The 13,515-nt window shown below is 74.4% G+C and carries 11 protein-coding genes; 8 read left to right on the top strand and 3 right to left on the bottom strand.

The features are described from left to right. Nucleotides 1–25: 25 nt before the first annotated feature. The 3 genes from ACZ55U_RS01390 (at nucleotide 26) to ACZ55U_RS01380 (ending at nucleotide 3,436) form a co-directional block, all read left to right on the top strand. A complete protein-coding gene (locus tag ACZ55U_RS01390) occupies nucleotides 26–628 on the top strand; it encodes a nucleoside triphosphate pyrophosphatase (protein ID WP_465521157.1) in 603 nt (200 codons plus the stop codon). Nucleotides 629–692: 64 nt separating this feature from the next. Beyond that, a complete protein-coding gene (locus ACZ55U_RS01385; protein WP_465521155.1) occupies nucleotides 693–1,427 on the top strand; it encodes a hypothetical protein in 735 nt (244 codons plus the stop codon). Nucleotides 1,428–1,663: 236 nt separating this feature from the next. Further along, nucleotides 1,664–3,436, top strand: a complete 1,773-nt coding sequence (locus tag ACZ55U_RS01380; RefSeq protein WP_465521153.1) for an acetyl/propionyl/methylcrotonyl-CoA carboxylase subunit alpha — start codon at nucleotides 1,664–1,666, stop codon at nucleotides 3,434–3,436. Between the two features lie 107 nt (nucleotides 3,437–3,543). Here the strand turns inward: ACZ55U_RS01380 and ACZ55U_RS01375 are convergent, their stop codons facing one another. Continuing rightward, nucleotides 3,544–4,500, bottom strand: a complete 957-nt coding sequence (locus ACZ55U_RS01375; protein WP_380700319.1) for a DeoR/GlpR family DNA-binding transcription regulator — start codon at nucleotides 4,498–4,500, stop codon at nucleotides 3,544–3,546. 237 nt (nucleotides 4,501–4,737) lie between these two features. Continuing rightward, complete coding sequence (locus ACZ55U_RS01370) at nucleotides 4,738–6,216, bottom strand: NAD(P)H-quinone dehydrogenase (protein WP_465521151.1); 1,479 nt, start codon at nucleotides 6,214–6,216, stop codon at nucleotides 4,738–4,740. Between the two features lie 99 nt (nucleotides 6,217–6,315). Between ACZ55U_RS01370 and ACZ55U_RS01365 the strand changes: the two genes are divergently transcribed. Beyond that, a complete protein-coding gene (locus ACZ55U_RS01365) occupies nucleotides 6,316–6,753 on the top strand; it encodes a gamma-glutamylcyclotransferase family protein (RefSeq protein WP_316523808.1) in 438 nt (145 codons plus the stop codon). A 4-nt stretch (nucleotides 6,754–6,757) separates the two neighbouring features. Here ACZ55U_RS01365 and ACZ55U_RS01360 read toward each other — a convergent pair whose 3' ends face one another. Then, entirely contained in the window at nucleotides 6,758–7,828 is a 1,071-nt protein-coding gene (locus tag ACZ55U_RS01360) for a hypothetical protein (protein ID WP_465521149.1), read from the bottom strand. A 146-nt stretch (nucleotides 7,829–7,974) separates the two neighbouring features. Here ACZ55U_RS01360 and ACZ55U_RS01355 point away from each other — a divergent pair, with 146 nt between their 5' ends. From ACZ55U_RS01355 to ACZ55U_RS01340, 4 genes are read left to right on the top strand one after another with little or no spacing between them, the layout of a single operon-like run. Continuing rightward, complete coding sequence (locus tag ACZ55U_RS01355; protein WP_465521147.1) at nucleotides 7,975–10,239, top strand: HAMP domain-containing protein; 2,265 nt, start codon at nucleotides 7,975–7,977, stop codon at nucleotides 10,237–10,239. A gap of 22 nt (nucleotides 10,240–10,261) precedes the next feature. Further along, complete coding sequence (gene pgsB / locus ACZ55U_RS01350; protein ID WP_465521145.1) at nucleotides 10,262–11,872, top strand: poly-gamma-glutamate synthase PgsB; 1,611 nt, start codon at nucleotides 10,262–10,264, stop codon at nucleotides 11,870–11,872. Continuing rightward, on the top strand, nucleotides 11,869–12,351 hold the full coding sequence (locus ACZ55U_RS01345) for a poly-gamma-glutamate biosynthesis protein PgsC/CapC (RefSeq protein WP_380730924.1): 483 nt from the start codon (nucleotides 11,869–11,871) through the stop codon (nucleotides 12,349–12,351). The genes pgsB and ACZ55U_RS01345 overlap by 4 nt, the downstream gene beginning before the upstream one ends. Nucleotides 12,352–12,366: 15 nt before the next feature. Next, nucleotides 12,367–13,440: a C40 family peptidase gene (locus ACZ55U_RS01340; RefSeq protein WP_465521143.1), complete on the top strand. Its 1,074-nt coding sequence runs from the start codon at nucleotides 12,367–12,369 to the stop codon at nucleotides 13,438–13,440. Nucleotides 13,441–13,515 lie beyond the last annotated feature (75 nt).

The following is a 13,515-nucleotide window of genomic DNA, read 5'->3' as shown; positions in this document are numbered from 1 at the left end:
ACCGGCACCCCCTACCCTGGTGGGCATGACCGACCAGCGCGCCCTCGTCCTCGCCTCCGCCTCCCCCGCCCGCCTCGGGCTGCTGCGCCAGGCGGGGCTCGACCCGCGCGTGGTGGTCAGCGGCGTCGACGAGGGCGCGATCACCGCCGCGACCCCCGCCGAGCTCGCGCTCGTCCTGGCCGAGGCCAAGGCGAAGGCCGTCGCCGCCGAGCTGACCGGCGGCGAGCTGGTGGTCGGCTGCGACTCCGTCCTGGAGCTGGACGGCCGGGCCCTCGGCAAGCCCGCCGACGCCGCCGAGGCGCTGGCCCGCTGGCGGTCGATGCGCGGGCGGGACGGCGTGCTGCGCACCGGCCACTGCGTGATCGACACCGCGACCGGCCGGCAGTCCTCGGCCACCGCCTCCACCACCGTCCGCTTCGGCACCCCGGACGACGCGGAGATCGCCGCGTACGTGGCCTCCGGCGAACCGCTGTACGTGGCCGGGGCGTTCACCCTGGACGGCCGCTCGGCGCCGTTCATCGACGGCGTCGACGGCGACCCGGGCAACGTCATCGGCCTCTCCCTGCCGCTGCTGCGACGGCTGCTCGCCGACCTGGACGTCCGGCTGGTCGATCTCTGGGCCAACTGACCTGCCGCGCGGGGCGATCGCCCCTCTAAGCTGACCGCGTTCGATCCGGGGGAGGGACGCGGCGGTGAACGACAGCGTGCTCAACGTGCTGCTCGGCCTGGTGGCCAGCGCGATCAGCGCCGGCCTCGGCTGGCTGGCCCAGGTGCTGCGCCGGCGCCGCAGGATCGAGCGGGTGCGGACCTTCTTCGGGCTGCCGAGCGGCGGCGAGTGCCTGATCGTGGTGCCGCGCAGCATCGGGGCCGGCTCGCACGCCCACACCGTGACCCGGCGCGACGCCTACGCGCTGATGTGGCTGGCCGGGCTGGTCGAGGAGTGCGGCGCGCGGCCCGAGCTGGTCGCCCACGACGCCGCGCACCGCGGCCTGGGCACCAAGACCGAGCTGTGCCTGGGCGGCCCGGTCTCCAACGAGCGGATGGCCGCGCACCTGGCCTGGGGCCTGCCCGGGGTCCACGTCACCTCGGGGCCGGGACCGGGCAGCAACGTCATCGTGGTGGGCGGACACGACTACACCGCCGACCAGGAGCAGGCGCACACCCTGCTCGCCCGGATCGCCACCCCGGACGGCGGCCGGCCGGTGTTCCTGGTCTCCGGCCAGACCGGCACCGCCAACCAGGCCGGGGTCCGCTACCTGGTCTCCCACCACCGCGAACTCGCCCGGAAGTACGGGCAGAACGGCACCTTCGCGCTGATCCTGCGGGTGGTCAATCCGCAGGCGTACGGGCCGGACATGGTGGAGCTCGCGGCCGATGTGACGGCCGAGGCGTTGGAGCGGCCCGGCGCCCGCTCCGGTGCCGCCTGAGCGGGCCGCGCGAAAGTGTGGTCCACGCCACCGTCCCCGCCACGCCGCCGCCGGCGCGACCGCCCCGGCTCCGGGGCCCCGACCGCGCCCGCGCCGACCAGCGGCGTCGTCCGCGCGGCGGCCCGCCGGACCGGAAAACGCATCACCCAGCGTGTGGGATAGTTCACAACCCGGGGCTACTCGCCGGTACTGCCCAGGAATCCATAAACTCGACGAGGTTCAAGAAGGGAGCCACAGTGCGCAAGGTGCTCATCGCCAACCGCGGGGAAATCGCCGTCCGCGTCGCCAGGGCCTGCTCGGACGCCGGTATCGCCAGCGTCGCCGTCTACGCCGAGCCGGACCGGGATGCGCTGCACGTCCGCGCGGCCGACGAGGCTTACGCGCTGGGCGGTGACACCCCCGCTACCAGCTACCTGGACATCGCCAAGGTCCTGAAGGCGGCCGCCGACTCCGGCGCCGACGCCGTCCACCCCGGTTACGGGTTCCTGTCGGAGAACGCCGAGTTCGCCCAGGCCGTCATCGACGCGGGTCTGATCTGGATCGGCCCGCCGCCGCAGGCCATCCGCGACCTCGGCGACAAGGTGACGGCCCGGCACGTCGCCCAGCGGGCCGGCGCCCCGCTGGTGGCCGGCACGCCCGACCCGGTCGCGGGCGCCGACGAGGTCGTCGCGTTCGCGCGGGAGCACGGCCTGCCGGTCGCCATCAAGGCGGCCTTCGGCGGCGGCGGACGCGGCCTCAAGGTCGCCCGCACGCTGGAGGAGATCCCCGAGCTGTTCGACTCCGCGGTGCGCGAGGCCGTCGCCGCCTTCGGCCGCGGCGAGTGCTTCGTCGAGCGCTACCTGGACAACCCGCGGCACGTGGAGACCCAGTGCCTGGCCGACAAGCACGGCAACGTGGTGGTCGTCTCCACCCGTGACTGCTCGCTCCAGCGCCGCCACCAGAAGCTGGTCGAGGAGGCGCCCGCGCCGTTCCTGACCCCCGAGCAGAACGCCGAGCTGTACCGGGCGTCCAAGGCCATCCTGAAGGAGGCCGGCTACGAGGGCGCCGGGACCTGCGAGTTCCTGGTCGCGAAGGACGGCACGATCTCCTTCCTGGAGGTCAACACCCGTCTCCAGGTGGAGCACCCGGTCACCGAGGAGGTCACCGGCCTCGACCTGGTCCGCGAGATGTTCCGGATCGCCGACGGCGAGGAGCTCGGCTACGGGGACCCGGAGGTCCGCGGCCACTCCTTCGAGTTCCGCATCAACGGCGAGGACCCGGGCCGCGGCTTCCTGCCCGCGCCCGGCACCGTGACGCTGTTCGCCCCGCCGTCCGGTCCGGGCGTGCGCCTGGACTCCGGCGTGGAGACCGGCTCGGTCATCGGCCCGGCCTGGGACTCGCTGCTGGCCAAGCTGATCGTCTCCGGCCGGGACCGCAAGCAGGCCCTGGAGCGGGCCCGCCGCGCGCTGGCCGAGTTCAGGGTGGAGGGCATGGCCACCGCCATCCCGTTCCACCGGGCGGTCGTCACCGACCCGGCGTTCGCGCCCGAGGTGCACGGCAGCGACGAGCCGTTCAAGGTCTACACCCGGTGGATCGAGACCGAGTTCGACAACACCATCCCGCCGTTCGTCGGCGCGGGCGGTGACGGCGAGGAGGCCGAGACCCGGGAGACCGTGGTGGTCGAGGTCGGCGGCAAGCGGATCGAGGTCTCGCTGCCGTCCTCGCTGGGCGTCGCGGCGGCCCCCGCGGCCGGCGCCACGGGCGCCAAGGCCAAGCGCCGGGTGGGCGCCAAGAAGGCCGGCTCGTCCGTCGGCGGCGACACCCTCGCCTCGCCGATGCAGGGCACCATCGTCAAGGTCGCCGTGGAGGAGGGCCAGGTCGTCGCCGAGGGCGAGCTGATCGTGGTCCTGGAGGCGATGAAGATGGAGCAGCCGCTGAACGCCCACAAGGCGGGCACCGTCGTCGGCCTCAAGGCCGAGGTCGGCGCGAGCGTCAGCAGCGGCGCCGCGCTCTGCGAGATCAAGGACTGAGCCAGTCCCCTGCCCTCGGACCGGTCCGTACGCCCTTCGGGGGTGTGCGGACCGGTTCCGTCTTCCGCGGGCCTTCCACGGGTCGCGGGGCCGAGGGTGATGCGGGCTCAGCGCCCGCCGCGCGGCAGGCCCATCTCGGCCAGCCGGGTCGGCATCCCGCCCGGGCCGGCCGGCCCGCCGTGCGCGCCGGGGCGGCGCTGGCCGGGCAGCGGGGCGCCGCCGGGGGGCGGGCCGCCGCGCCGGGCCATCGGGCCGGGCTGGGTCTGGTGGACCGGGCCGCTGCCGGTGCCGTGCACCGGGGCGTCCCCGCCCGGGCCGCCCAGCGGGGCGAGGTCGACCTGCACCCCGCAGTCGGCGAGCGCGTCCAGCTCGCGGGCGGTCCCGTCGTCCGCGGTGGCCTGCTCGTCGGTGACCAGGCGGGTGATGGTCTCGGTGGCGACGGTCTGGAACATGCCGGCCGCGCCGAGCTTGGTGTGGTCGGCGAGGACGATCACCTCGGCGGCCGCCAGCACCATGGCCCGGTCCACGCTCGCGGACAGCATGTTCGCGGTCGACAGGCCGCGCTCGGCCGTCAGCCCGCTGCCGGAGATGAAGGCCTTGTTGACCCGCAGCCCCTGGAGCGACTGCTCCGCGCCGCTGCCCACCAACGCGTAGTTGGAGCCGCGCAGGGTGCCGCCGGTCATCACCACCTCGACCCGGTTGGCGTGTGCCAGCGCCTGGGCGACCAGCAACGAGTTGGTGACCACGGTCAGCCCCGGCACCCGGGCCAGCCGGCGGGCCAGTTCCTGGGTGGTGGTCCCGGCTCCCACCACCACCGAGTCCCCCTCCTCCACCAGGGCGGCGGCGGCGTCCGCGATGGCGCTCTTCTCCGCCGCGGACAGGTGGGTCTTCTGCGGGTAACCGGGTTCGCGGCTGAAGCCGCCGGGGAGCACCGCGCCGCCGTGCCGGCGGTCGAGGAGCCCTTCTGCCTCCAGGGCCCGCACGTCGCGGCGCACGGTCACTTCGGAGGTCTGGACGACGCGGGCCAACTCCCGGAGCGAGACGGCTCCGTTGGCGCGCACCATTTCGAGGATCAACTGGCGACGTTCTGCAGCAAACACAGAACTGACGGTAACCTGCGTGACCGTCTGCTTTCAGGCGTTTCCAGCTAGTAGCGGGAATTGCTCACGCCCGAGCGGCGCGTGACCGTAGAATACGCGCCGCCGATGACCCGGAACTGCGCCCCGCCGTCCGGGTGACGGCCATGCCCGCGCGAAGGGCGGCCGCCGACCGGCAGCCGCCCTCAACTGCGCGCCGAAGGCTCAGGATTCGCCGTCGGTCCGCTTGCGGATGTGCAGCTGCCGGGCGACCTCGGCGGTCGAGCCGGAGACGGACGGGTAGACGGTGAAGGCGCTGGCCACCTGTTCGACCGTCAGATTGGCGTCCACCGCCAGGGAGATCGGGTGGATCAGCTCGCTGGCCCGGGGGGCGACGACCACGCCGCCGACCACGATGCCGGTGCCGGGGCGGCAGAACAGCTTCACGAAGCCGTCCCGGATGCCCTGCATCTTCGCCCGGGGGTTGCCGCGCAGCGGGAGCTTGACCGCAACGGCGTCCATCTTGCCGCACTCCACGTCGGCCGCGGTGTAGCCGACGGTGGCGATCTCCGGGTCGGTGAAGACGTTGGAGGCCACGGTCTTGAGGTTCAGCGGCTGCACCGCGTCACCGAGCGCGTGGTACATCGCGATCCGGCCCTGCATGGCCGCCACCGAGGCGAGCATGAAGACGCCGGTGCAGTCGCCCGCCGCGTACACGCCGGGGGCGCTGGTGCGGGAGACCCGGTCGACCTGGATCTGGCCCCAGTCGTTGAGCTTGACCCCGGCCTCCTCCAGGCCCATGTCCGCGGTGTTGGGGATCGAGCCGACCGCCATCAGGCAGTGGGTGCCCTCGATGACCTTGCCGTCGGCCAGCATGACCTCGACCCGGTCGCCGATCCGCTTGACGCTCTCGGCCCGCGAACGGCCCATCACGTTCATGCCGCGGCGGCGGAAGACGTCCTCCAGCACCTCGGCGGCGTCCGGGTCCTCGCCCGGCAGCACCCGGTCCCGGCTGGACACCAGGGTCACCTTGGAGCCGAGCGCCTGGTACGCGCCGGCGAACTCGGCGCCGGTCACGCCGGAACCGACCACGATCAGCTCGCGGGGCAGCTCCTCCAGGTCGTACACCTGGGTCCAGGTCAGGATCCGCTCGCCGTCCGGCTGGGCGTCCGGCAGCTCGCGGGGGTGGGCGCCGGTGGCGATCAGCACGGCGTCGGCGCGCAGCGACTGCACGGTGCCGTCGGGGGCGTCCACCAGCACCTCGCGGGAGCCGTCCACGGCCTGCCCGCCGGCGCCGAGGCGGCCGCGACCGCGCAGCACGGTGACACCGGCCCGGGTGACGGACTGGGTGATGTCGTGGGACTGCGCGATGGCCAGGCGCTTCACACGGCGGTTGACCTTGCCCAGGTCCACGCCGATCACGTTGGCGGTCTGCTCGGCCGGGGCGCCCCCGGCGGAGCCGGAGGGCGTCACCGTGTCGGCGACCAGGATGCCGAGTTCCTCGTACGAGCTGTCGAAGGTGGTCATCACCTCCGCGGTCGCGATCAGCGTCTTCGACGGCACGCAGTCCGTGAGCACCGCCGATCCACCCAGACCGTCGGTGTCGACGACGGTCACCTCCGCGCCGAGCTGTGCGGCGACCAGGGCCGCCTCGTAGCCGCCGGGTCCGCCACCGATGATCACGATCCGAGTCACGTTCCCCATTGTCCCGCACGCCGGTGGCGCCGCCACGCCGGGGTCCTGGCTTCCGTAGCTTCGTCCAGTCGCCCCGGCCCGCCCGCCACGCGGGCTACGCTGGCCCCCATGCCCCTTTACGCCGCGTATGCCACCAACCTCGATGCCCGGCAGATGACCCGCCGCGCCCCGCACTCCCCGCTGCGCGGCACGGGATGGCTGGACGGCTGGCGGCTCACCTTCGGCGGCGAGCAGCTCGGCTGGGAAGGCTCGCTGGCCACCGTGGTCGAGGACGAGAAGGACCGGGTCTTCGTCTCGCTGTACGACGTCGCGCCGATGGACGAGGAGGGCCTGGACCGCTGGGAGGGCGTCCAGCTCGGCATCTACCGCAAGATCAAGCTGCGCGCCCAGACCCTGGACGGGGACATCCAGGTCTGGACGTACGTGCTCAACGACTACGAGGGCGGCCTGCCCGCGGCCCGCTACCTCGGCCTGATCGCCGACGCGGCGGAGAGCGCCGGAGCTCCGCACGACTACGTGCTGGACCTGCGCCGCCGCCCCTGCTGAGCGCTCAGGGGCGCGGCCCCCAGCCGCGCGCGGTGTCCGCCAGCACCCCGGCCACCACCGCGCGCCGGGCCGGCTCGGTGCGCAGCCCGTTGCCCAGCTCGACGTGCAGCCACGGCACCCCGACGCCGGCCGCGAACCGGCCCTCGACGTTGGTGGTGCCGCCCAGCTGCCCGCACTTCTCCCGCCAGGCCCGGCAGACCGCGTACCCGGCCCGGGTCAGCCCGCCGGCGGTGAGTTCGGCGGCCGTCCCCGGCTGCCCGGCGCCGGGCGAGACCACCGCGTCCTGCCCGGGCAGGCTGCCCTCGTCGAAGCCGTGCACCTGGATGCCGGGCACCCCGCGCCCGGCGAGCGCCTCGACCACGGCGGCGAACACGGTGTCGGTGCGGTGCGCGACGTCCGAGGAGCCGTCCGCCCCGGCCCGGCGGTGCGCCCCGGCGAGCACCAGCACCCCGCCCGGCGCGGCCCGGAACACCTCCACCCCGAGCGCCTCGGTACGGGCGTCCGACACCGGGTGGGGCACCTGCACGGACCAGGCCGAGCGGACGGAGAGGTCCAGGTAGACCCGGCCCCAGCCGCGGTCCGACTCCGCCGTGGCGTCGGCCAGCTCGGCCACCCGGCGGCCGGTGACGGCCTCGGTGAACTCGGTGCGCCGGTAGCCGACCCGGGCCAGCGCCCGGTCCGCCTGCTCGGTCTGCCCGTCGAGCAGGCCCAGGACGCCGTCGGCCAGCGCCCGGCGCTGCGCGGCGTCCGGCGCGGTGTACGGACCGCCGGGCGCGAAGTCCTCGGTGAACCCGTCCACCCGGGCCGCCAGGTCCACCGGGGCCGGGCCGGTGGGTGTCGTCCCGGACGCCTGGGACGTCCGGGACGGCTCGGCGGCCCGCGGCCGCTCGGCCCGGCCGCGCGCGGCCAGGGTCAGCGCCCCCGCGAGCGCCGCCAGCACCAGCAGCACCGCCACGGGCAGCAGCAGCGAGCGTCGCGAACCCCGAATCTCCATGGCGGACGAACCTACCCTGCCGACCGCGACGACCATGATCCACAGCCGCACCGGACGGATCTCCACCAAAGAGACACCCATCGGTGACCAGTTCGTGACAACTTTTCCGAAACCTCTTCGTACGCTGAGGCAGCTTGACCAGCTCTTGATCGCTGCTTGACCGAGAAGGCCGGCCACGGACCTCCCGGAACGGGCGGTGCCGGGCCCCGGAGGAGAACGAGGCCCCTGTGAGCGGCACGGCACCCAATCCGCCGCGGCAGCACCGCTCCCGCCGCCGGGCCGACATGCCGCTGCTCGGAGGCATCCGTCCCCCCATCGCGCTGCTGCTGGTGCTGCTGCTCGCCGTCGCCGCGATCACCGCCCTGGCCGTCGGCGGGCTGCGCGTCGACGACACCCCGCAGGCCGTCCGGGAGTCCCACCAGTACGCCGCCGAGGACACCGCCGCCTCGCTGCGGGCCGGACTGCACGAGAGCGCCACCGACCTGCGTCGGGCCGCCGCCCGGTACGACGGCGCCCCCGCCGACCCCGCCGAGGTGCTGAGCGCGCTCGGCCAGGCGTACCACAAGTGGCGCGGCACGGTGGTGGTCCGCCCCGACACCGGCCGGCTGCTCGCCGCCCGCGGCGAGACCGTCCCGCTGGCCGGGCTGGACCTCACCAAGGTCACCGACACCGCCCCCGCGCCCCTCCTGGTGCCCTCCGCCACCGGCACCCGGCTGCTCACCTTCGCGCTGGTCGCCACCAAGGCCGACGGCCGCGCGCTGCTGGTCGCCTCCGACAACCTGCGGCTGCCCGGCATCGCCACCCGCAAGGAGCAGACCATCCAGGTCCTGGACGCCACCGGCGCCGTCCTGGACACCACCGGCGCCGCGCTGAACGCGGAGGCCGACCGCAAGGTGGTCGCCGCCGCCCGCGAGCGCGCCGCCCAGCAGCACCCCGTCCCCGGCGAGACGGCCTCCGGCAGCCTGACCGGCGGCGCGGACGACAAGGGCACCCGACGGGTCGCCGGCTGGGCCGCCGTCGCCAACCCAGACGGGCACGACCTGGCCGCTCCGCTCGGCCTCACCGTGGTCTCCACCAGCACCGTCGACGGCAAGCCCGGCAGCCTGCGCCACCCCATGCTCGGCCTCGCCGCCGCCGGCGCCCTGCTCGTCCTCGCCCTGCTGCTCGCCTGGTACCTCAGCCGCAGCCTCCAGCGCCCGCTGCTGCGGCTGTTCCTGGAGTCCCGCCGGCTCGCCCGCGGCGAGCGGCTGGAGCAGCCCGTCCGGGGCCCGAAGCGCGGCGAGGCGGCCCGGATCGCCCGCGCGCTGGAGGAACTGCGGCTCCAGCTGCGCGACCCGGCCCGCCGCCCGGCGCCCGCCCCGGCGGCCAAGCGCCGCCCCGGCACCGCGCTGCCGCTCGCGCTCTGCGCCGTCCTGGTGCTCGCCTGGTCCGGCCCGCTGCTGTTCCTCGGCGGCAACGACCCCGGCGTACGGGTGCCCACCCAGGTGGTGGCCGGCCAGCGCGACCGCACCGACACCGCCGCCGACCGGATCCGCCAGGCGCTCAACGAGGGCTACGCGGACCTGCGTTCGCTCGCCCCCTCGCTCACCGACGCCTCCGTCGGCAAGGCCGAGAACCTGCTGCGCGCCACCCTCACCGAGCACGACCGCTACCGCGCGCTCTACGTCCTCGGCGCGAACGGCGAGGTGCTCGCCCGGGCCGGCGAGACCCCGCACCGCACCGGCCCGGAGGCGCTGGGCGCGAGCGGCGTGCTGCTGCTCAACACCTCCGGCAAGGAGCCCCGGATCGCCGCCCGGGTCGCCCTGACCGCCGCCCCGGCCGACGCCGAGGCGGACCCCGGCAAGGAGGGCGCACCCGAGCCCAAGGGTCCGGTGGTGGTCGGCGAGTTCAAGACCGACTTCCTCGGCTCGCTGCTGGTACGCCCGGGCCTCGGCCGGGTCTGGCTGGTCGACGACCGGCAGCGGGTGCTGGCCGCCAACGAGGGCTACAGCTCCTTCGGCGACCTGCCGGACGGCCGGGCCCGCACGGTCCTGGCCACCGCCAAGAAGTCCGCCGCGGCCGACGTGGTGCGCGACGGCGGCGATCCGGCGGTGCTCGCCGCCGCTCCGCTCGGCGGCAACGGCAGCGTGGCCAAGCTCGGCTGGTCCGTGGTCACCGCCCACCCGGTGGCCTGGCTGCACCTGGACCAGAACCGGGCCGACCGGCGGGTGGTGCTGGCTGGCATGCTCGGCCTGACCGCCGCCGCGCTCTGCCTCGGCTGGCTGTTCATCGCCGTCGGCCTGCCGCTGCGCCGGCTCGCCGCGAGCGCCGAGGCGCTGGCCGCCGGGGACCGCCGCACCGTGCTCTACCCCGTCCACCACGACGAGGTCGGCGCCGTCGCCCGCAGCCTGGAGCTGATCCGCCAGGAGCTGGTGCGCGCCGAACAGGCCGAACGCGCCGTCCGCCGGCCGTCCGCACCCGCCACCCCGGCCACCGCCGAAACCGCCCGCTGAGCCCCCGCCCGAAGGACCTCCCGTGCTCTTCCTCTACGTCGTGCTGCTGGTGTGCTGCACCGTGCTGCTGGTGGCCGGCATCGTCGAACAGCGCCGGCACTTCACCGCCCTGGACCAGATCCCGACCCGGGTGCTGGTCAACGGCATCCGCGGCAAGAGCTCGATCACCCGGCTGTGCGCCGGCGCGCTGCGCGGCGGCGGACTGGTGACGGTCGCCAAGACCACCGGCACCGCGGCCCGGTTCATCCACCCGGACGCCACCGAGGAGCCGGTCTACCGCAAGTTCGGCATCGCCAACGTGGTGGAGCAGATCGGCATCGTCCGCCGCGCCGCCACGTACCGGCCGGACGCCCTGGTGATCGAGTGCATGGCCGTCATGCCGGCGCTCCAGGAGGTCAACCAGACCAAGCTGATCCGGTCCACGATCGGCGTGCTGTGCAACGTCCGCGAGGACCACCTCGCCGAGATGGGCCCCACCCTGGACGACGTGGCCCGCTCGCTGTCCCGCTCGATGCCGGTCGGCGGGGTGTGCGTGACCGCCGAGCAGGAGCGCGCGCACATCCTGCGCGAGGAGGCGGCCAAGCGGGACTGCCGGCTGATCGTGGTGGACCCGGAGTCGGTCACCGACGAGGAGCTGCGCGGGTTCAGCTGGTTCACCTTCAAGGAGAACGTGGCGATCGCCCTCGCCGTCGCCGAACTCCTCGGCGTGGAGCGGCAGACCGCGCTCCAGGGCATGTGGGCGGCCCCGCCGGACCCGGGCGTGCTCTCCGTCGAGCGCTACCGGACGGCGGACGGCAAGCGGCTGCGCTTCGCCAACGTCTTCGCCGCCAACGACCCCGAGTCCACGCTGATGAACGTCCGCCAGCTGGAGGGCCTCGGCGCGATCCACCGGCCGCTCAGCGTGGTGATCAACTGCCGCCCCGACCGGGTGGAGCGCAACGGCCAGATGGGCCAGATCGTCCCGGACCTCGACCCGGAGACGGTCTTCCTGATCGGCCACCCCACCAAGAGCGCCCGCGACGGCATCCCGGCCGGCTGGTCGGGCCGGGTGGTCGACCTCGGCGGGGACAAGCGGGACCCGGAGCGGCTCACCGCCGACCTGCTGGCCGAGCTCGGGCCGGACTCCTCGCTGGTGGCGGTCGGCAACATCCACGGCCAGGGCGAGCTGTTCCTGGAGGAGCTGGCCCGGCTGGAGCCCGACGAGGACGGCGCGGCGCCGGAGTTCGCGTACCACGAGCCCGAACCGCTCTATCCGGAGCCGGACTACCACGACCCCGCGTACGTGGAACCGGCGTACGTCGAACCCTCCTACGTGCAGCCCCCCTACGTACAGCCCGCCTACGTCGAACCGGCGTACGTCCCACCGGCCTACGGGCGGACCGCGTACCCGGACCAGGCCCACTACGGCGAACCGGCCCACGGCCACCAGCCGGCCCACACCGACCCCGGCCACCACGTCCAGCCCGGCTACGCCCAGCCCGGTTACACCGACCCCGGTCACGCCCAGGCCGGTTACACCGACCCCGGCTACGCCCAACCGTCCCCCGCCGAGCCCGTCTACCGCCCCGAACCAATCCCCGACTCCTGGTACGACCCCCACCACCGCCCCACCCACTACGGAGACCAGCAGTGATCCCCACCGAGCTCACCCCCGAGATCGCCGCCATCGGCATCGCGCTCGGCCTGGTCTTCTCGCTGGTCTGCTACCTGACCACCAACCTCTCCCCCGGCGGCATGATCACCCCCGGCTGGCTGGCCCTCACCCTGGTCGAGGACCTCCAGCGGGTGGCCATCGTGATCGGCGTGACGGTGCTGACCTACCTCGCCACCCGGGTCGTCCAGAAGCTGGTGATCCTGTACGGCAAGCGGCTGTTCGCCGCCGTGGTGCTGATCGGCGTGCTGCTCCAGGCGACCGTGATGCTGGTCCTCCAGCACCAGCTGCCCACCCTCTACGCCAACCAGACGCTCGGCTTCATCGTCCCCGGTCTGATCGCCTACCAGCTGGTCCGCCAGCCCAAGGCGGCCACCCTGATGGCCACCAGCACGGTGACGCTCGCCAACTACGTCGTGCTGACCGCCGGGGTGCTGCTGGGCGCCCTGCCCGGCACCTGATCCCGGGAGCCCCCCATGCCCGTCACCCGCAAGTCCCTGCTCAGCGGCGGTCTCGCCGTGACCCTGCTGGCCGCCGGCGGCTACCTCACCGTCCAGCTGCGCGACCGCGACCGGCAGCCCCCGGCCGGCAGCAGCGCGCCGCTGATCGCCGCCCCCACGCCCGCCGGCACCAGCGCGCCCGGCGACTACCGCTACGAGCGGCTGACCGGGCCGGACCGCACGGTGGTCCGGGACGGCCACGGCGGCGTGGTCGCCACGCTGACGGACAACGCCCGCACCGCCGTGCTGACCGGCCCCGGCCGCACCTTCGCCGAGCCGGAGACCACCACCGCCACCGTGGTGACCGACGCCTGGGTGCGGCTGATGCCCCAGCCCTGGAAGCCGGGCGCCGAGCAGGAGGCCTGGTTCCGCACCTGGTTCCAGCAGTCGCTCGGCTCCACCGCCGAGGACGTCCTCGCGGTGGCGACCCAGTACACCAACGGCGCGCCCGCCGAGAAGGACGCCAAGGGCGTGCGCTTCAAGGGCGACGCCTCCTTCGGCCCGCTCAACCCGAACGGCTCGCTCGGCAACGACCTGCGGCTGGAGCAGACCGACTTCTTCGACTACCTCGGCATCCCGTACACGTTCGCGGACAAGGTGACCAAGCAGCCCGACAAGACCCGCTACGGCGCCTTCGACTGCTCGGGCTTCGTCCGGATGGTGTACGGCTACCGCTCCGGCTACCCGATGCTCTCCAAGGACGTCGCCGGCCCCGGCCTGCCGCGCACCGCCAACGGCTTCGCCCGGGTCGGCCCCGGCGTCCCGGTGATCCCGCTGACCACCGCGCCCGGCTCGGACACCACCCTGCGCCCGGCCTCGCTCGACCCGCTGCAACCCGGTGACCTGGTGTTCTTCGAGATCGACGCGCGCACCGGCGCCCGGCTCGACCACGTCGGCATCTACCTGGGCCTGGACACCGACGGCCACCCCCGGTACATCTCCAGCCGGGAGGAGGCGGACGGCCCGACGTTCGGCGACAAGGGCGGCACCTCCCGGCTCGACGACAACGGCATGTACGCGAAGGGGCTGCGCAACGCCAAGCGGCTCTGAGTCCCGCGGACGGCGTCCGGCGCCGGGCGCCGTCCGTACCGGCACCGACGGCTCGTCCGGGCCGGACGGCCCGGA

Source organism: Kitasatospora sp. NPDC034533, from assembly GCF_055575155.1.
Note: the sequence above shows the minus strand (reverse complement) of the source record. Positions and strands in the feature narration are given on the sequence as shown.